General features: G+C 62.8%; 15 protein-coding genes. 9 read left to right on the top strand and 6 right to left on the bottom strand.

Translation table 11 applies throughout. From position 1 onward, the window contains the following. Window positions 1-144: 144 nt before the first annotated feature. Window positions 145-438, bottom strand: a complete 294-nt coding sequence (locus ACVOLQ_RS14770; RefSeq protein ID WP_053506350.1) for a helix-turn-helix domain-containing protein — start codon at window positions 436-438, stop codon at window positions 145-147. 215 nt (window positions 439-653) lie between these two features. On the opposite strand from ACVOLQ_RS14770, the gene ACVOLQ_RS14765 reads away from it, so the two are divergent. The 9 genes from ACVOLQ_RS14765 (at window position 654) to ACVOLQ_RS14725 (ending at window position 8,113) form a co-directional block, all read left to right on the top strand. Beyond that, window positions 654-1,001: a DUF2958 domain-containing protein gene (locus ACVOLQ_RS14765; protein WP_150359718.1), complete on the top strand. Its 348-nt coding sequence runs from the start codon at window positions 654-656 to the stop codon at window positions 999-1,001. A gap of 311 nt (window positions 1,002-1,312) precedes the next feature. After that, complete coding sequence (locus ACVOLQ_RS14760) at window positions 1,313-2,086, top strand: DUF2285 domain-containing protein (RefSeq protein ID WP_150359719.1); 774 nt, start codon at window positions 1,313-1,315, stop codon at window positions 2,084-2,086. A gap of 83 nt (window positions 2,087-2,169) precedes the next feature. Beyond that, window positions 2,170-2,451 (top strand): helix-turn-helix transcriptional regulator, encoded by a 282-nt coding sequence (locus ACVOLQ_RS14755; protein WP_150359720.1) that lies wholly within the window; start codon window positions 2,170-2,172, stop codon window positions 2,449-2,451. Between the two features lie 26 nt (window positions 2,452-2,477). Beyond that, window positions 2,478-3,338: a replication initiator protein A gene (locus ACVOLQ_RS14750; RefSeq protein WP_150359721.1), complete on the top strand. Its 861-nt coding sequence runs from the start codon at window positions 2,478-2,480 to the stop codon at window positions 3,336-3,338. Window positions 3,339-3,591: 253 nt separating this feature from the next. Beyond that, window positions 3,592-4,230, top strand: a complete 639-nt coding sequence (parA, locus tag ACVOLQ_RS14745; protein ID WP_150359723.1) for a ParA family partition ATPase — start codon at window positions 3,592-3,594, stop codon at window positions 4,228-4,230. Then, window positions 4,227-4,511 (top strand): chromosome partitioning protein ParB, encoded by a 285-nt coding sequence (locus ACVOLQ_RS14740; RefSeq protein ID WP_150359724.1) that lies wholly within the window; start codon window positions 4,227-4,229, stop codon window positions 4,509-4,511. The genes parA and ACVOLQ_RS14740 overlap by 4 nt, the downstream gene beginning before the upstream one ends. Beyond that, on the top strand, window positions 4,508-5,053 hold the full coding sequence (locus ACVOLQ_RS14735) for a DUF2840 domain-containing protein (protein WP_150359725.1): 546 nt from the start codon (window positions 4,508-4,510) through the stop codon (window positions 5,051-5,053). The genes ACVOLQ_RS14740 and ACVOLQ_RS14735 overlap by 4 nt, the downstream gene beginning before the upstream one ends. Further along, the gene (locus tag ACVOLQ_RS14730) at window positions 5,050-5,646 is read left to right on the top strand and encodes a S26 family signal peptidase (protein ID WP_150359726.1); all 597 of its coding nucleotides are present in this window, start codon (window positions 5,050-5,052) and stop codon (window positions 5,644-5,646) included. Before ACVOLQ_RS14735 ends, ACVOLQ_RS14730 begins: the two co-directional genes overlap by 4 nt. A gap of 472 nt (window positions 5,647-6,118) precedes the next feature. Then, entirely contained in the window at window positions 6,119-8,113 is a 1,995-nt protein-coding gene (locus ACVOLQ_RS14725) for a relaxase/mobilization nuclease domain-containing protein (protein WP_150359728.1), read from the top strand. Between the two features lie 40 nt (window positions 8,114-8,153). Here ACVOLQ_RS14725 and ACVOLQ_RS14720 read toward each other — a convergent pair whose 3' ends face one another. Genes ACVOLQ_RS14720 through ACVOLQ_RS14700 form a run of 5 tightly spaced genes read right to left on the bottom strand, consistent with a single transcriptional unit; the run spans window position 8,154 to window position 18,326 of the window. Beyond that, the gene (locus ACVOLQ_RS14720) at window positions 8,154-10,943 is read right to left on the bottom strand and encodes a DEAD/DEAH box helicase (RefSeq protein ID WP_190953015.1); all 2,790 of its coding nucleotides are present in this window, start codon (window positions 10,941-10,943) and stop codon (window positions 8,154-8,156) included. 9 nt (window positions 10,944-10,952) lie between these two features. Continuing rightward, the gene (locus ACVOLQ_RS14715; protein WP_150359729.1) at window positions 10,953-11,465 is read right to left on the bottom strand and encodes a hypothetical protein; all 513 of its coding nucleotides are present in this window, start codon (window positions 11,463-11,465) and stop codon (window positions 10,953-10,955) included. After that, entirely contained in the window at window positions 11,462-14,674 is a 3,213-nt protein-coding gene (locus ACVOLQ_RS14710; RefSeq protein ID WP_481528453.1) for a DUF1156 domain-containing protein, read from the bottom strand. Before ACVOLQ_RS14710 ends, ACVOLQ_RS14715 begins: the two co-directional genes overlap by 4 nt. Further along, window positions 14,674-17,298 carry a S8 family peptidase gene (locus ACVOLQ_RS14705; protein WP_150359731.1) on the bottom strand — a complete coding sequence of 875 codons (2,625 nt, stop codon included), beginning with the start codon at window positions 17,296-17,298 and terminating at the stop codon, window positions 14,674-14,676. The genes ACVOLQ_RS14710 and ACVOLQ_RS14705 overlap by 1 nt, the downstream gene beginning before the upstream one ends. Continuing rightward, window positions 17,298-18,326: an AAA family ATPase gene (locus ACVOLQ_RS14700; protein WP_099605299.1), complete on the bottom strand. Its 1,029-nt coding sequence runs from the start codon at window positions 18,324-18,326 to the stop codon at window positions 17,298-17,300. The genes ACVOLQ_RS14705 and ACVOLQ_RS14700 overlap by 1 nt, the downstream gene beginning before the upstream one ends. Between the last annotated feature and the right edge of the window lie 17 nt (window positions 18,327-18,343).

Raw genomic sequence — 18,343 nt, 5'->3', positions numbered from 1 at the left:
TTTACAAAGCGAACAGGAAAGTCAATGAAATCAACGGTCTACCCAGACCACCCCCGCGCCAGTGCTAGCTTTGCGTACCGTCACTTATTGCACTGAAAACGAGGAGACCCCGAACCGGCCTGCGCCGGATCGACCCTGCCCAGCCTACGGCAGGGCTGCCGCTGCGAGCTGGCTTTCAGCCTCGCTCATCAGCACCGCAGTGCTGCATTCGAGCGCGCCGGCAATCTTGAAGATGATCGCCAGCGTTGGCATGTGCTCGCCGCGCTCGATCTTGCCCATGTGCGACCGTTCGACGCCAGCCAGGTGCGCCAGCGATTCTTGCGCGATACCGCGCTCTATCCGCAGCGCACGCACCGCAGCGCCGAAGGCGTGAGCCAACTCGGCGTCATGGGTGGTGGAGCCAGCCGGTCGGCCGGGCTGGACGGATCGCTTCTGCATGGACAGAAGCGTCGATTCGCCGCACAATTAAAACCACGTTATCTTTAACTCATTCATCAAAGCCCCACCGTTTTACGCTTCTGCAGAAATCCGTATTTACGGACTCCGACAAAGGAGCAGACCCACGGAATCACAATCGTGTTCATGCCCAAATCCGCCGATACGGTTTTGTGCTTTCACGCTTTGGCGGATTCGTGCAGCCGACGGGAATCGCCATGAATCCGCTCATCACCGAGGACGACCGTGTGCGCCTGCTGGCCCACGGCCAGGCCCGCGCCGCTGGCCGGGCCATCGACCCGGTGCCCGTGGTCCGGTTGTTCACGCCGGACGCGCATGTGACTTGGCTGCTGGCCGCGCTCGATCCCGCCGATGGCGACACCGCCTGGGGACTTATCGACCTGGGGATCGGTATGCCGGCGCAAGGCACCGTCAAGCTATCCGAGCTGGCCGGCATCGTCGGGCCGCGCCAGCAGCCCGTGATGCGTGACCTCTATTTCTGCCCAACGCGCACGCTGTCGGAATACACCCGGCTGGCCCAGCGCGACGGGGCTATCCCGGACTGAACAAGGCTGACTGTGATTTTTTCAGTCTGGTGTCATGCCGGTCAGGTCTCAATCGGCATTCTTGCGGCATACCCCGGCCAGTCTGATCGAAACAGTCATGATGCGTGGCGCGGGTTGCGGCAGGCTGGTCAATGCAGCGCTCCAAGTTCGGAGTGCTGCCGCCGCCGTATTGAGACAAACACTGCAACGCATCGGAGCCATTCGGTCTTGACCCCTTCCACCTATCTTGAAACTCCCATTTTTCCAACGATGGCGATGTAGCGCGTAGTCTCTTCCGTGACGGCGAATCCTGTTCTCAGGGAGGAGGCGTCATGGTCAACCCCCATCACCTCGCGCACTGGTATCCCACTGCGGCGTACCTGTTTGTCCTGTGGCTCGATGCGCTCGCGCTGGCTTGGGAATACCTGCGCAGGAATCCCGACTACCGGCTTGACTGGCTGCGCCATCATCGCCGGTTGCAAGCTGCGCAGCAGGCGGCGCAACGCTGGGGCTTGCGCCTGCTGGAAGACCCAGCCCTGGATGCGCGCGACGCGCATCCGGCCTGGCTGCCCGGCTCCGATGCCGTGGTGCAGCTCTACCCCGATGCCGATCCACTACTGGACGCCGCCGCGTTCGCGTTCTGGCACATCCCCGGCCATAAACACCTGCTGCATGATGGCAAGGGTCTGGCGTTGATCGCGCGCAGTCCTGGTCGCTGCCTGCGCTTCGCGCTGGCACCCGGCCTGCAAGACGGCATGGCCGTGGTCCATGCCTATCGCGGCGGCACTACCGCGCCTGCGCGCGGCTATGCGCCGGGCGCAGCCATTTCCGATGCCAAGCCCAGGCCAACACCGGCCGCGCTGCTGGAGCTGCATACCCTGCAAGCGCTCGACGCCACCCTGGCGGGCGCGTCCTTGCGCGAGGTCGGTGAAGGCTTGTTCGGCGTGGATGCCTTGGCCGATTGGTACAGCGACGGTGGCCTGCGCTCGAAGGTGCGCCGCCTGGTGCGGCGAGGCGATGCACTGATGCGCAGCGGCTATCGCCAGCTAGCACAACTTTCGCCGCTTGAGAAGGGTCGTTCTGATGGTGACGCAAAACGACCCTGAGCAGAACAGCTTGGTTTTCTGAGACTGCCTCCATCCGGTTGCGCTGGTGCAGCCGGCGTTTTCAACCGATGGAGGTTCACGCCATGCGTTCCGCTCCCTTGCGGCCTGCCGCCACTGCTGTCGCTGCGTCCATGCAGCCTCAACGCTACCTGACCAACGACGAAGCCGCCGAGTACCTGCGCCTGTCGCCGCGCACGCTGGAAAAGCAGCGCGTGATCGGTGGTGGTCCGCGCTTTCGCAAGTTCGGCCGGCGCGTCATGTACGCCGTGGCCGACCTCGATGCCTGGGCCGCCGACCGCAGCTTCGAGACGACTTCCGATCCCGAGTACGCCGAGCACCACTCGGCCGACAGCCGTGCGCGCTGATCGGCGGCGCGCGGCAGGCCATCGCCATGTCCAGCCCTGCGCTGCCCGCGCGGCAGCAGCCGATGCAGGAACGCGAACAGCTCGACCTGTTCCGCGCCTTGCCGGGCGAAGGCGTGGCTCCGCGCGACAGCCAGGATTTGATGGCCTATCCGTTCTTCTCTCTGGCGAAGTCCAAGCGGGTCAAGCCCATCGACTTTCGCGCGGGCAATGTGACGATCCGCGTGGAAGGCACGCAGGAGCATGGCATCGCCACCATTTGGGACGCCGATCTGCTCATTTGGGCGGCCTCGCAGATCGTGGAAGCGCGCGACGCGGGCTTGCGCCCGTCACGGCTGATGCAAGCCACACCCTACGAGATCCTGCGCTTCATCGGGCGCGGCAAGTCGCTGCGCGACTACCAGCGCCTCAAGGCCGCGCTCGATCGTTTGCAATCCACGACCGTGGCCACATCCATCCGCGAGACGACAGGCCGGCGCCTGCACCGCTTCTCGTGGATCAACGAATGGAAGGAACTGGCCGATGCCAGCGGCACACCGCTGGGCATCGAGCTGATCCTGCCGGACTGGTTCTATGCGGGCGTGCTCGATACCGCTCTGGTGCTGACCATCGACCCGGCGTATTTCCGGCTGACGGGCGGCATCGAGCGCTGGCTGTACCGCCTGGTGCGCAAGCACGGCGGCAAGCAGGCATACGGCTGGCAGTTCCACTTTCGCTACCTGCACCAGAAATCGGGCAGCACCGCCAAACCCTACGACTTCGCCTGCGACCTGCGCGCGCTCGTCGCGCGGCAGTCGCTGCCCGGCTACGTCCTGGGCATCGAGCGGATGCCCGACAACGGCATGGAACTGCTGACGTTCCGGCCCGTGCCGCATACGGCACGGGGATAACTCCGGGACAGCCTGTGAATGGTGTCGTGCTATCAGGCGTGCGGGGTATCGTGCTATCAGGCGTGGGACTATCGTGCTATCAGGCGTGCCGATCGGCCGCAAACCCGCGCCAGCACTGGGTTTGCGCGTCCTCTAACTTCCCTAACTTAATTTCTCTAACTTTTAGTAGGGAAGCGCCGCTGCGGTGGACAACCACCACGCGGCCACAAGCACAGCAGCAAAAGCCCTGCTTTCCAGCATGGAGGGCCAGGCCATGATCGTCGCTTTGCTCAACCAGAAAGGCGGCGTGGGAAAGACCACGCTCGCCACGCACATCGCCGGTGAGCTGGCAATGCGCGGCCAGCACGTCGTCCTGCTGGACGCCGACCCGCAGGGTTCATCGCTGGACTGGACACAGCGCAGAAGCCAGCAAGGCTTGCCACGGCTTTTCAGCGCCGTGGGCCTCGCACGCGAAACGCTGCATCAGGAGGCGCCAGACCTCGCCAGGCGGACCGATCATGTCGTCATTGACGGTCCACCACGCATCGCCGCCTTGGCGCGCTCTGCGCTGCTGGCGGCCGAGCGCGTGCTGATCCCAGTGCAGCCCAGCCCCTATGACCTGTGGGCCAGCGCCGAGATGGTGGAGCTGATCCGAGAAGCGCAGGTGTTCCGACCTGTGCTGCGCGCGGCCTTTGTCATCAATCGCCGCGTCAGTACCACCGTGATCGGGCGCGAAGCGCGCCAGGCGCTCGCTGACCAGCCGCTTCCTGCGCTTCGCGCGGAAGTGCATCAGCGCATTGTGTTCGCCGACAGCGTGGCCGCTGGCCGGCTGGCACGCGAGACGGCGCCCGACAGCGCTGCCGCCCGCGAAATCACCGCCCTGGTGGACGAGCTGCTGCGGTGGCCGACATGACCGAGAAACCGCTGCCGAACAGCAAACGCACGGCAAAGCGCGTCGGCATCGGCGCGCGTCCACCCGCGAATCCGCACGCCGAGGCGTGGATTCGCCAAGGCGATGCCGATGCGCTGGGCAAGGGCGACCTCTACACGGCTCGCCTGACCCTCGACATCACGCCCGCGATGCGCGCGCGCATCAAGGTATCGGCCTTTACGCAAGGCGTGACCGTGGCCGACCTGCTGCGCGGTCTGCTGGAGCGCGAGTTTCCAGAACACCGCAGGGAGAACACCCCATGATTGCATCCGCTTCGTCTGCCGCTGTCGCGGCCACGGCTGCGCCGCCACCATCACCGGCCGCGCTCGCTGGCCAGCCTGCCAGCGCACCGCTGACGCGCGTGGCGCTGGCCTACATCGAGCCACGCTTCAAGCTCTATCTGCGCTTCGGCGAGCCGGCGCGCATCATCCGGCTCGACCGCTGGCGGCGCTGCGCCGTATTCCTGCCGAACGCGGTTCTGTGCCGTGTCCGCTGGCAGGCCAACGACTACGGCACCGTGCGCTGGCAGCTCATGATGATGCAGGCTTGCACGCCGCTCGATGCGGTGCAGCGCATTCCTGGCGTGCAGCCGGGTGCGCGCCTGCTGCTGCACGCCGAGGGCGAGAACCAGGTCCGTGCCGTGCTGGAACGCATCGACGCCATCGAGGCGCTGGGCATCGCGCTCGTCGCTGTCTCGCCCGCGTACTGGCGCACGCTCGCCAACCGGCTCGCTGCGCGCCTGCCACTGCCCGAATACACCGCCGAGCGGCACGCCGCCTCGCTGACCGGGAGGGCGCAGCCATGACCACCGTTTCGACTGCCGGTACTGCATCGAGTCCTCGCTCGCCCCGCGCACGTTTGCGCGCTCGCCTCGTGCTGGCGGGCATATCCACCTGCGGCCTCGCTGCGCTGGCCTGGGCGTCCTTCGTGCATCCGCTGCCGCGCCTGATCTACAACCCGTCCGATAGCGTGGCGGTCGGCTGGTATCGCGTCGATCCGCTGGGCCACGGCACCGGCTCGCTGCCACGTTCCTTGTCCGTGGGCAGCATCGTCCTGACCGCGCTGCCGCCAGACGCCGCCGCGCTGGCCGCGCAGCGCGGCTACCTGCCGGCGCGCGTGCCGCTGCTCAAGCGCGTGGGCGCCGTTGCGCCGCAGGAGGTGTGCATCACTGGCCGTATCGTCCGCATCGACGGCGAGCCTTCGGCCGCCGTGCTGCCCGCCGACCGCTGGGGCCGGCCGCTGCCATCCTGGCAGCAATGCCGTCGCCTCGAACCCGGCGAACTGTTCTTGCTCAGTGTGACCAACCCGGCGTCGTTCGATAGCAGGTATTTCGGGCCGGTCAGCGCATCCGCCGTGATCGGCATCGCGCATCCGGTCTGGCTGGAATCTCGCCCATGATGGCCGCCGACTCGCTGCACGTTGCCGTGCAGTTCATCGTGCCATCGGGCGTGTCGCTCTGCTGGTCGTCGCCGTGTCGTCGCGCGTGCAGTGCTGGTGCTAATCCTACGCATTGGGCACTGCACTTCGCGCTGTCTACGGCGCAGCCATCCCATGTGCAGGCGTCTTGCCTCGAACGCGCCCGGCCTGCGGCCTTCATCGCACTGGTTCGCGCGTTCGCCGGCGCGCTGGCTGTTCACGCAGCAGCGCCGCCGGGCCGCCGCTGCCCGGAGCGTCAGCGAGGGGCAAAGGCGGAAGGCAAGACAAAAGGACGCGGCACCGGGCCGCGTCGAAAGCCTGTCTGCACGTGGGGGTGGCGCGGCACGCAGCGGCTTCGCCGCCGTGCCGCGTGGGGCGCGAGGCCCGCGCCGATGCAGGCATGTCCGCGTGCTTCGCACGACCGGACACGCCATAGCTTGCAGGGAGAGCGGCCATGACCGGCCGCCGCGACGACGATTTCCGGGTGCGTCCGAGCGCCCCAAAGAACCGGGGTAAGGGCCAGGGCCAGAGTTTCGTTTCCAAGGTGCTCAAGCAGGCGGGCAAGGCCAGCGGCGGCAAGTCCTCGATGCGCCATTCCGCCGCGTCCGGCGGCCAGGGCCAGCGCGCAGGCCAGCGGCCCGGCTCGCGCCTGGGGCGCGGCCATACGGCAGCGCGTTTCGCCGGGGCGAAGCTGACGCCCATGTCGCGGCGGGTGACCATCAAGACGCTGCTGGTCAATCAGCGCAACGTCAGCCCGCAGTCGTTGGCAAAACACCTGCGCTACATCGAGCGCGACGGCGCGGGCCGCGATGGTGAACCTGGGCGCGCCTACGGGCCGCAGACCGACGAAGCCGACCTCGACGCCTTCAAGGAGCGAGCCTCCGACGACCGGCACCATTTCCGCTTCATCGTCTCCCCGGAGGACGGCGCCGAGCTGGACGACCTGCGCACCTACACTCGGCATCTGGTGAACCGTATGGAAGCCGACCTGGGCACGCGGCTGGATTGGGTGGCAGTCGATCACTGGAATACCGACAACCCGCACACCCACCTGATCGTGCGCGGGCGTGACAACACCGGCAAAGACCTCATCATCGCGGGCGACTACATCGCCCACGGCTTCCGCCATCGGGCCGCCGAACTGGCGACCGAATGGCTGGGACCGCGCACCGAGCTGGAGATCCAGCAGACCTTGCAGCGCGAGGTGAATCAGGAGCGGTGGACGAGTCTCGACCGCACATTGCAGCGCGAGGCCGGTGAGGATGGCCGAGTGCAGATCGAACGGTTCAACGAACCGCGGCTGCAACGCCAGCGCCTGCTGCTGATCGGCCGCCTGCAACACTTGCAGCGCCTGGGCCTGGCCGACGAGACGCAGCCGGGCACGTGGGCCGTCCATGCCGACGCGGAGAAAACCTTGCGCGCCCTCGGCGAGCGTGGCGACATCATCCGCACCCTACAGCGCGCCATGCGCGGCGAGCCGCGCGAACTGGCGGTGTTCGAGCCGGGAGACGATGGCCGAACCATCCTCGGCCGCGTGGCGGCGAAAGGGCTGGCCGACGAGCTGCGCGACCGGGGCTATCTGGTCATCGACGGCGTGGACGGCAAGGCCCACTACGTCGCGCTCAACGCCCGCGACGAGCTGGCGAACTATCCGGCCGGTGCCGTGGTGGAAGTAAAGGGGGCGGCCGACGTGCGTGCGGCCGATCGCAACATCGCCGCGCTGGCAAGCGGTGGCCTATACCGCACCGACCATCACCTGGCCGTCGCGCAGGGTCAGGCCGTACCGGGCCGTGATCCGCAGGAGGTCGTGGCAGCCCACATTCGCCGCCTGGAAGCCTTGCGCCGCACCGGCATCGTGGAGCGTGTGGCCGAGGGGCTATGGAAGGTGCCCGGGGACCTGCCAGAACAGGGCCGCCGCTACGACGCGCAGCGCCTGGGCGGCGTGGCCGTGGAGCTGAAATCGCATCTGCCCATCGAGCGGCAGGCCCGTGTCATCGGCGCCACCTGGCTCGACCAGCAGTTGATCGGTGGCGGCTCAGGCCTGGGCGATCTGGGCTTTGGCGGCGAGGCCAAGCAGGCGATGCAGCGGCGTGCCGACTTCCTGGCCGAACAGGGGTTGGCCGAGTGGCGAGGGCAGCGCGTGATTCTGGCGCGCAATCTGTTGGGCACGCTGCGCAATCGGGAACTGGCGCAGGCGACCAAGGACATTGCTGCCGAAACCGGCCTGGCGCATCGCCCGGTGGCCGATGGCCAGCGCGTAGCCGGAATCTACCGGCGCTCTGTCATGCTTGCCAGCGGGCGCTACGCGATGCTCGATGACGGCATGGGCTTCAGCCTCGTGCCGTGGAAACCCGTGATCGAGCAGCGGCTGGGCCAGCAGCTCGCCGCGACGGTACGTGGCGGCGGCGTGTCATGGGAGATTGGAAAACAGCGCAACCTCACTATTTGAAGAATTCTCTCGCCCTCGGATTCAGCGTGGCCCTTCTGCTTCAAGCGGGCGTCTTCAGTATCTCAACGTATCCAATCAGCTCGGCCGAATAGCTGCCATCTCCATTTGCCGCGCCCTTGTGTTTCAACTCACGTTGCAAAGTTGGCTCCACGGTGTGGGCAAACAGCGCCAGCCGCTGCTCCGGTGTAAAACTCGGCGAGATCGCCGATGCTTGCAGATACCGTTCGCATTGCCGCTCAATAGTCGGCACCCGTGTCCCGTCCTGCTTGACTGCGATGGGCTGCACCACCACACGGCGCTCACCGTTGCCGGCAGACGCCTCTACCATCCACAAGGACAGCAGCACCGGCTCGTCAACATCCCCAGCCACCGCAAGGCCGATGTCTTCGGGCGTCACGCTGCGCCAGCGGCCCAGTTCTTCCTGTACCAAGGGGTGATCCAACCCCATCAGTTCCAGATCGTCCCTGCTGGTGGCGGTATCGCGGTTCAGTGTGAAACGTGCACGGCGCGTGCCATCTGTTGTTACAAGGTCGTAGGTTTCTTCGTCCACCTTCAGCAGCTTCTGCTGGCGGTCTGCCACTGCCGCCGACAGAAAGCGCACCAGCCGATCCAGGCTGGAGGACACATCCGAGAAGGGCTGGTAATCATCGAGGCTGAAACCGTCGAGGTCTTGAAACAGGTCGAACACCACCTGCCGTGCCTCGCGGGAATTGGACAGTGCCGCTTCCAGCTCCACCTGGGTGCGTTTCAGTTCAGGGTCAGACAGCGCCTCCTGGTACAGGCGGTCGTAGTTCAACCGTTCGGAAAGCTGCCCCAGAATCTGCGCCCGAAGGTCCTCGGCCACATTGCCCTGGTCATCGACCTTGCCGACCGTGCGTGCAATTTCAGTCAACTTCTCGTCCAGCAGCAGGAAGATGCGCCCCTCGATGGTGTCCGACAGCACGAGGTTGTAGACCTGCGCCGTGTCGCGCTGGCCGTAGCGATGGATGCGGCCGATGCGCTGTTCCATGTCCATCGGGTTCCACGGCAGGTCGAAATTGAACAGAATGCGTGCGAATTGCAGATTCAAGCCCTCGCGGCCAGCCGCTGTACACACCAACACACGCGGCCCGTCTTTCAGGCGGAACTTCCGCTCTGCCGCCAGCTTGGCGCCGTGGTCGCCGCCGCGCAGCACCACCACGCCCTGGCCGGGATAAGCCTGGTCAATCTCGCGGGCAATCAGATCGACCGTGCCAAGGTAGGTGGCAAAGATCACGATCTTTTCATTGGCGTTCTGCCGCCACAGATGCCCCAAGCCATCGAGCAGCTTTTGCGCCTTGGTCTCGCGCCGCTGCGGGAAGATGCGCAGCAGGTCGCCAATGCGCAGGCGCTCCTCGGGCAGATGCAAATCGACCACAGCAGACGCTGCCTCCTCGGCGTGCGTGGCCGAATACTCGCTGCCATAGGGGTCGGAGGCCATTTCCAGTGCCTCTTCGTCCAGCTTCTTCACCAACCGGTACTTGAGGTCAGCCAACACGCGATCCACCTCGCTGCGCCCAACGCTGTCGCGCGGCAAGCCGAATTCCTCGTGAATCAGCTCGCGCGCTTCCTCGGTCAGGCGTTCGCGGCCTTCGATGTCCAGCTCCTTGTCGCGCAAAAACGCCTCGTGCAGCGTCAGCATCAACAAGCGGCGCTTGAGCGTGCGGCGCACGGCAGCAAAGCTCGATGCCGCGATCTTCTGGAAGATCGCCATCAAGAAGCCCAGTGCGCGCCCCTGGTTGCCCTGGCGGCGGGCCAGATCGAACCCGTCTTCCAGGTATTCTCGCAGCTTCTCGTAAAACAGCCGCTCCTCCTGGTTCATCAGGAAGGACTCGGTATGCACCCAGCGCCGGGCAAACAGCGGTGAGCCATCAGGTTGGCAGGCATCGGCCTTGGTGCGGCGGAACATCACCGTATTCAGGCGATGGCGGTTTTCCAGCATGTTTTCGGGACTGCCAAACAGCGTGGGGTTCAAGAGCTGCGCCAGCATCCAGAACTGGAAGTGATTGCCTTGGTGCGGCGTAGCAGACAGAAGCAAGAGATCCCGCGCGTGATCCTTCAGCGCTTCGGCCAGCTTGTAGTTTTCCGTCTTGCGCACCTTGCCGCCCGTGCGGTGGGCGGTCAGGTGATGCGCTTCGTCGAACACCACCAGATCCCAGCGTGGCGCATCCAGCAGGCGCTTGATGCGGGCAGGGCGCTTCAAGGTGTCGATGCTGGCAATCAGCCGGTCGTGTTTGGCAAAGGCATTGGTCTTGCGGTCGGTGATGTCGCCTTCGGAGCCAAACACCTCGAAGTCGAGATTGAACACCTCGTTCAATTCGCGGTGCCAGTTGTTCACCAAGCCTGCTGGCACCACCATCAGCGCCCGGGTCAACTCGCCCCGGCTGGCCAGTTCACGCAAAATCAGCGCGGCTTCGATGGTTTTGCCCAAGCCCACCTCGTCGGCGATCAGGTAACGCCGTGGTGAGGCAGTCGCAATGCGGTGCGTCAGCACCACCTGATGCGGCAGCAGATCAATGCGCGCCGAGGTCAGCGCCGAGGCGCTTTCCATCACCGGCAGTGCATGCGCCTCGTAAGACAGCCACGCCTTGCGCGCACGGTCGGAGCCGCCTGCCACCGATTGCAGAATGCGCTCGGTACGGGTGCGCTCGCGGCGTACCGAACTGACCGGTACGCGGCGCTCGCCCACCACGCCGAAGAACGCGCGCAGATAGCCATCGTGCGCGGGTTCGAGCACCACGCCTGGGCCGAATTCGGTGTGGGTGATGCGCTCGCCGGGCTGGAACAAATCCTCAAAATCGTCTGCTTGCACGCGCTGGCCTCAAGTAATCCGCAGGTGAAACAGGCCGGCCGCTTTCGCGCCTTCGCGCAGCAAAATTTCCTGCGGGTACTCGTTGGCCTCACCCCACAGAAGGCGCCCAAAGTCGAGTAGTTGCCCCCGATGCGGCGCTTCGCACAGCCAGGTCACTGCGTCGGTGGAAGCCTGCACGCGCAAACGGCCCTGGCCCTGCGGCAGCCAGAAGATCAAGGCTGCTTCGCCTGCGTATTCATCCTGAAATGACAGGATGGCACGTTTGATCGTGTCGCCCAGCCAGATTTCGGCCTGATCGGGAGCCAGCAAATCAAGGCTGCCCTCCAGCCCGGCCACCACCAACGTCTGCCCGCCGTTGCTGGGCAGGTCATCCGGCCAGCCCTGCGCACCGGGGGCTGCCGCCTGCAAAAACTGCCGCAGGCTCCACACCTCGCCAGCCGCGCACACCGTGTTGCGTGCTTCCTCGTCCCACAGCCAACTGGTGCCGCGCCGTTGCCATACCGTATCGAGCACCTGCCTCATTGCGCATACTCCCCATCGTCATCGAACAACGAAACCTGCAGCGGCTTGGGTGCCTGGCTGGCTTGCCAGGCTGAAAAGATCGACACCGCGCGCGAGGCTGCGTTGCGGGTGGTTTGATCCGAGCCGTTCTTCTGCAGCCATTCCAGCAGCGGTTTGAGCGCGATGTGCGGCTTGAAGTTTTCGTTCGTCAGCGTGTCCGAGGCATTGATGCCGCTGCCGTCCACGCAGGCACCGATCAGCACCAGTGCCTGATCCAGATCGGAGGTGAGCTTGCGCTTGTGCTTGCCTTGCCAGTCGCGGGCGAAATCCAGCGGCGCGGTGCGGGTGAAGACCTTTTTCACCTCGCTGCACCAGCCACGCTGCTCAAAGTCATCCGGTGTGGTGATGGTGCCGCGCAGGAACTTCTGCAACTGGTCGCGCTTCATCTCGGTGGCCGTGCCGAAGGTGCGCAGAAACTGGCGTGTCATCGGTTCGGCGTTGACCGGCGGCGGCTCCTTGCCCTTGTCGGCGTCTTCGTCGATGAGCTGGTTAATGCCCACCAGCGCATCACGCACGGAGATGGTGCGGCCTTCGTCCACATACACCTTGCCGTAGTGGCGCGAGAAGTATTCCAGTGCCTTGCCGCGCCGGATCACCTGGATGTCGGCGGCGGGCAAGCCTTCCTTGGCGTGGTTTTCCAGCATGGCTTGCAACTGGCGCACGTCGGCCATCACCTCGCGGCGCATGCGGCCCCAGCTCACCGGCTTGGGTTCTTCCGTGCGCTTGCGGCAGACGTGGATGATGTCGTACTCGATGGTCTTGGAGCCGAATTCGCCTTCGCCCTTGGTTTCGTCGGAGCGGATGGGGTAGGTCGCTTCGAGGTAGTACCCGGCATCGAACAACGACTCCAGCACCGCCACCCACGGTTCGTCCTCGCTGTGGTGGAAGGTGAAGGCCAAAATGCCGCTGGGCTTCAAGAGGCGATGCGCCTCGCGCCAGCACTGGGTGAGCAGGCGCTGGTAAAAACCATCCGGATCTTCCGGCTCGCGAGCACGGTTGGCCACCGCCTCCAGCGATTTGGGTGTGTATTCCGCGCCGAAAATCTGCGGGTACTTGCCCTTGAGCGCGAGACGAAGCCAGACGTAGAAAAAGTCGGCCAGCTCCGAGTAGTGCAGCAGGCCACCGAAGGGTGGATCGGTGATGACCAGATCGAGGCTGCCGCTTTCAAGCTGCGCCAGATCGGTGGACGAGCCCTGATGCGTGGTTGCGCCTAGCAACGGGTCGCCGGGGTAAACCTTTTCGCTTTTACCTGTCACCTCGCCAGCGATGGTCGGTGCATGCCGATTTAGGTACTCCGCACTGACTGCCTCCCACGGCGTTTGCGCCCATTCCCCACCTTTGAATAGAACTTCATAGGTGGACGACCACGGGCCATAGCCCATTGGCGGAAACACGCCTACTTCAACCACATTGTTCTTGGGATGGAAATTGCTGTTCGACATGGCAGGAGCCAGCTTGTCGAGTTTCATGTGCCAGAACGCGAGCGAGTTTTGATTGCGCAAGAAATTCTGGAAAGCGCCGAGCACGTACTCGCGCGTCTTCCAGTCGTAACTCCCAACTTCGACAATCGCCTTGAGCAGTTGCGCATGTACCAGCAACTGGCGCGGGTTGAACATCGTCCACCAATGCGTGAAGCCGTGGTTCGGCACGCCGCCTTGCAGGTGGTGGGTCATGAAGCCGTAGGGAAGCTCAGAGCGCGGCCAGTAGTTCTTGAGGTCGGTATCTTTACGCGCATCCCATTCGGCGAACGCGGAGTCGTACTGCCGCGCGTGCGCTTCGCTGTAGGCCGCGAAGAAGCGGCCACTGTAGGGTTTGCCCGCCGCATCGCGCTTGGGCGCATAGCCCTGCACAGCGTAAGCAGCCATCGGCCCGGTCTTTCCCGTGGCTTTGATGGTGGTCAGTACGTCTTGCACCGTGCCGCACGCCGCGCAGGCGTAGTGGGATTTTTTCGGCACCGTGCCGATATCCGGGGCAAAAGTGACGCCCGTCTCAGGGTCGGTCACTTCCTCCGGCAGCGTGCCACGCACCTCCAATAGGCGAATCTTGGATGCCCGCGCACGGTCCCAGCGCGTTGTAGCAGCCACGTCGTCCTGCGCTGAGCCGCCATAGGGCTGGCTATTCGCGTCCTGCTTCGCTTCACCCGCCAGCCATTGCGGATGCACCAGCAGGCTCAGTTCCACCTTCTTGTTCTTGCCCTTGCCCAGATTCACCAGCGCGGCGTGCCCACAGTGCGGGCAGATCACGCCGCGCCTTTTGTCGAGCACGGAGAACGGGTGTTCATCCGGCGCGACATACAGCGGCGCATCCGGCGCCATCCGTGCGGCTTCCTCTTCAACGTGGAATTCGCCGCTGCATTTACTGCATGTGTGTTCCCAGTGCTTCACGCTGATGGTCTTCACCGCCATCACCGGGCTGCTCATGATCGGCGTGCGGTGGCCGCAGCCCGTCACCTGACACGGGCCGTGTTTGGCCCAGAAGGTGTATATGACCTCCGGGCCTTCGTAGCGGTAGTCCTTGCGCTCGCCCTGCAGGATGGCGAACGGGTCGAAATCGGCAGGCATCGCCTTGTTCGACGGCAAGTGCGTCCACGTGCCTTTCTCACCCTCCGGGCCGTCGCAGTAGTAGTACGGCATGATCTGCGGCTTGACCTCGGCCTCGATGTCGGCGAGCAGCTTCTTCACTTGCTCCAGATCGACATTGGCCAGCTCTTGCTTGACCACAAACCACGCAACCGGATTGAGGTCGTTGCCGACCATCTGCATGCCCAGACGCGAGCCTTCCACCAGCGTGGTGCCGCCGCCCATGAAGATGTCGGCCACCTTCAGGTGTTTGAACGCGCCTTTCTTCTGGTGGTTGGCGTAGTAGTTGTCCCACACCAGCTTGGCCGCGTGCGATTTGTCTTCCGGGGCCTTGGTGGCCGCCGCGATCAACATCGAGCGGAACACGCTGGAACGGCGCCGCGCCCACCACTTGGACATCTGGTAAATCGGCTTGCCCGCGTTGCCTTCGATGATCGCTACCTGATTGACGGGCAGGATGGGGAAATCAACCTCCAGGCACGTCTTGGGACGGTTGGGATCGTTGAAATCGACGGTTTCCAGCGCGACAGGTTTTCCCGCACCGACGGCTTTGGCGACTTGCTGTGCGAGTAGTTCTTTTTTGGTGGCCATCAAGGCTGTCCTCCAACTGCGCCGACAGCGACTTGCGGCTGCAGTCGGGTGCGAAGTTGCTGATAAATTGGAATTTGAATGCCCTCGCCAACCTCCAGGGTCACAGCGAGGCCGTAAGGAATGGCATCGTCAAGATGGGCCGTCGCATCTTTCTTGCAGGCAACGTGCAGCAGAATGCTGTCACCATCTTGGTATGCAGCGATCTGTTTAGAGCCTTCCACCACCTCGTGCTGCACGGTTCCACGCAACACTTGGTTGTGATCTGCATCTTGGCGCGCCAGCTTGAGGGGTACACCACTCCAGCCGCCAACGGGGGATAGTTCCAGCTTGGCTTCACGGAAGTTTCGGTGGTCTGGGTTGATTGGACTGAACCATGCCAACGTCACTACCAACCGGCGCCACGCCTGACTGCCGGAAAGGTCTGGGGGCAGGGGGAACCGATATTCGTGAATTTCATTCTCACGAATCTCGCCACAGCCCAGCACCGTACCGCGCTGCTCGGTACATGCCAGTACTCGTTCGATTTGAACCTCGCCATAGCCAAGGTAACGTGCCAACAGCTCTTTGAACTGGCGTGAGTTATCGGATGTTTTCAGTGCCGCAGTGATTGCCTTGCTGGCATCGCCATCTTGTTTGGCTCCATGCACCAATAGCGCCTTGATGAGAACGGAAATCAGCCCTGGCGGAATGTTCTCTTCGTTTTCCGCGCGCAGTGCATCCAGCACTTCATAAATACGTGCGGCACTGCGGGTGGCAAGCGCTGTAGCATTGCTGGTGCCGCGCGTATGAATGGTCTGAGACAAAGCACCGGCTTGGTTGCTGTCCGATGCTACTTTCTGCCCTGGCGCGGCAATGCTGCTATCCACGTGATAGACCGTCTGGCTGTCCAGCATTGGAGTGCGATACAGTTGTCGGCCACCTGGAAATAATACTTCCGGTTTGATGGAACGACGAAACCCATGCCCCAGCCGAGCAGCAGGGCTAAACAGCACCGTGTTGGGCAGAAGATCTGTACGTTGCCCCGGATAGTAATTGTCAACGCCGTCGGCGTGTGTCGCTCCCACCGTGATGGCATTGATGGATTCTGCCGGGGATAGAATTCGCCGCACGGACAGTTGGGCCTGAATGCACTTCAGCACATGATCGACCCTTTGGGAGTCGGTCAATGCCAGATAGTCCGGCCCCGATAAAGCAATGTCGATGGCGTCCGGATAGTTCCCTGCACTGACGCAGAAAAGCACACGGTACTTCCATGACAACCAATCCAGCAGCCTAGCCCAAGGGCTGGGCGTGTGGATAAAGGGGCGTGCCGGGTCTCCAATGGAGAGATTGATGACGCAAACACCGGGTGCTTGCGCTGGCACTGCGCCTTCGCCCTCAAACATTCGCCTGACTGCGCGCGCAATGCGATCCTCGAAAAAAACCTCATCGGGCACATGCTCGCTTCGGTTCATGGAATGAGGATCTGGCTGCATGATGGGAAGCACATACACCAGACGTGGCAATGGGTCAGATTCGCCATCCACCAGCTCACCATGCACAACTAAAGAAGCCATTGACGTACCGTGTTTTCTTTCTCCTGGTTGATACTGCGAAGAAAGATTATCCGGATCGTCCAGCAATAGGCGCCCCTTCAGCGCTTGGTGCTGGATGTTGGGCACGCCATCGAGAATGGCTGCAACAGGTGGCAGCTCAACTATTCCCTCGGCAATTTCAGTGTCAACGCCTTCGCCATCTTCCGTTACGGCGAGACTTTGCCCGGTGGGACGGAAATACATGACACCATGAAACTTGAAGAGCTGAATGTCGGTATCGTGCGCCTCGGAATCCAGATCGTATAAAAGCTGCCGGATACGTTCTACGGGCAATTCTGCCTTGACCGCATGAAAGGCGATCTCTGGCATGTCGATGAAGCTGCTCAATGCTCGGCCACCAGCCGCTTCCAGCAATGCGGCAATATTGCGCTCGCTTTGTCTGCGCCTGTCTTCTGACTTGCGATAGAACAGCTCGATCTGACAGTGGATCGATTCCTCCGAGTTGTTGGGGTCGAGGGCATCTCTCCAGCGCCCCAGCATGCCTGTCTCGCGCAGAGTTTCTTCAATGCCCCAGCGGCGGATTTGAACAGTTTGATTGAACACATCGCGCCACTTGGTTTTCCCCATCGGCAACGCCTGATTGTTCTTCCATTGCTCCCATAGCGACAGGAGTTGCCGCATCCCTGCCTCATTGCTGAGAGACAGGAACATCCGCCCCTTGACCGCCTTGTTCGCACGCTCCCCTTTGGTGTTGACTTCAAAAAAATCCTCGTCGGGGGGAATGTCATCAACATCCCATTCCCCCAGCCACTCCAGTCCAATGGCTTCGACGGCCTGTCGGAACTCATTGACGCTGCCTGCTATTTCAATCACCAGAACGGTTTCAGGCTCGAATCCAGCCACGGAGCCGCTAACGCTGGCTTTATAGCGATCAAATTCCTGTTGGAGTGTGGTCAGTTGCGTGCCTAGTCGAGCCACCTGTTTTCCATGTCCTGGAACATGGGGCTGACTTGACGGAAATCCGTTACCTGCGGGTGGTGCGATGGTTCTCGCTTGTGGGAATACGAGAAGAGGAAGAGAGGTTGCCATCAGCTATCTCCTCCCTCTTTGGCTGCTTCCTTGACAGTCGCCGCGCCTTTGCCGGTGGTTGGTTTCAAACGGCCTTTCCATTGCTCCAGCTTCAGCTTGGTCACTTGCTGGGCATTTTCCGTCTTCATGTCGAGAACGGCGCGGCGAACTACGCTAAGGCAAAACTCTTCGGTTTCTGCGAAATTCAACCCCAACAGGTGCTTCGCCAAGGTTGCCGGCTCATATCCAAAATTCACGTCACACCGCTGGCCAATCGAGGCGATGTATTGCGTCAGTTGTGCTCGGGTAGGTGTTAGCAACTCAATGCGCAATTGAAAGCGCCGCCAGACGGCTTTGTCCAAAAGTTCAGGGTGATTGCTGGCAGCGACCACCACTACATAGTCTGGCATTTCATCCAACTGCATCAGCAAGGTACTGACGACGCGCTTGATCTCTCCCGTTTCATGGGTGTCGCCGCGCTCTTTGCCCAGTGTCTCGAATTCGTCAAAGAATAGGACGCAGCGCTGTGTCCTAGCGTAGTCCAGCACGCTTTTCAATCGGCTGGAAGTTTCACCAAGATAGCTTCCCACCAAAGTTTCGTATCGGACGACGATGAGGGGATACATCAGCTCGAACGCCAGCGCTTCGGCCAGCGTTGTTTTGCCATTTCCGGGGGGGCCTGCGAGCAGAATGCTGTTTCTGGCACGAAGGTTGTGTGCATGAAGTAGCTCTGCACGATGTTGCTCTTCCACAAGCTCTCTTATCTGCACCCTGATCTTTTCAGGCAGCATTAAGCTATCCAGATTGCGCTCTGGTGTGGTTTCATAAAACAGATCTTTTTGTGGGGCGCTGCCGCTCATCTTGGTGACCGGGGAGCGGGCAGCTTGAGTGACATTGGGTTGCAATGCCTTGGTCAGTCGCTCCGCGAGCAAACGGTGTCCCTTCTGTTTTTCTTCTTGGATCAATCCTTCTGCGGCCTTGCGGAAGGCAAGCTGATCCCCACTGGTCGCGGTTTTGACCAAATCAACCAATAAATCAGCTTGTGCCATTAGCCCATGCTCCGAAA

It is taken from the genome of Stenotrophomonas sp. STEN031, from assembly GCF_056759975.1.
The sequence above is the reverse complement of the archived record's forward strand: the minus strand, read 5'-3'. Positions and strand labels throughout refer to the sequence as shown.

Coding starts and splice junctions, on each gene's coding strand:
- ACVOLQ_RS14700 (WP_099605299.1), bottom strand. CDS start 18,326: ATGGCACAAGCTGATTTATTGGTTGATTTGGTCAAAACCGCGACCAGT.
- ACVOLQ_RS14755 (WP_150359720.1), top strand. CDS start 2,170: ATGCGTTCCGCTCCCTTGCGGCCTGCCGCCACTGCTGTCGCTGCGTCC.
- ACVOLQ_RS14705 (WP_150359731.1), bottom strand. CDS start 17,298: ATGGCAACCTCTCTTCCTCTTCTCGTATTCCCACAAGCGAGAACCATC.
- ACVOLQ_RS14750 (WP_150359721.1), top strand. CDS start 2,478: ATGTCCAGCCCTGCGCTGCCCGCGCGGCAGCAGCCGATGCAGGAACGC.
- ACVOLQ_RS14765 (WP_150359718.1), top strand. CDS start 654: ATGAATCCGCTCATCACCGAGGACGACCGTGTGCGCCTGCTGGCCCAC.
- ACVOLQ_RS14735 (WP_150359725.1), top strand. CDS start 4,508: ATGATTGCATCCGCTTCGTCTGCCGCTGTCGCGGCCACGGCTGCGCCG.
- ACVOLQ_RS14725 (WP_150359728.1), top strand. CDS start 6,119: ATGACCGGCCGCCGCGACGACGATTTCCGGGTGCGTCCGAGCGCCCCA.
- ACVOLQ_RS14710 (WP_481528453.1), bottom strand. CDS start 14,674: ATGGCCACCAAAAAAGAACTACTCGCACAGCAAGTCGCCAAAGCCGTC.
- ACVOLQ_RS14715 (WP_150359729.1), bottom strand. CDS start 11,465: ATGAGGCAGGTGCTCGATACGGTATGGCAACGGCGCGGCACCAGTTGG.
- parA (WP_150359723.1), top strand. CDS start 3,592: ATGATCGTCGCTTTGCTCAACCAGAAAGGCGGCGTGGGAAAGACCACG.
- ACVOLQ_RS14740 (WP_150359724.1), top strand. CDS start 4,227: ATGACCGAGAAACCGCTGCCGAACAGCAAACGCACGGCAAAGCGCGTC.
- ACVOLQ_RS14770 (WP_053506350.1), bottom strand. CDS start 438: ATGCAGAAGCGATCCGTCCAGCCCGGCCGACCGGCTGGCTCCACCACC.
- ACVOLQ_RS14730 (WP_150359726.1), top strand. CDS start 5,050: ATGACCACCGTTTCGACTGCCGGTACTGCATCGAGTCCTCGCTCGCCC.
- ACVOLQ_RS14760 (WP_150359719.1), top strand. CDS start 1,313: ATGGTCAACCCCCATCACCTCGCGCACTGGTATCCCACTGCGGCGTAC.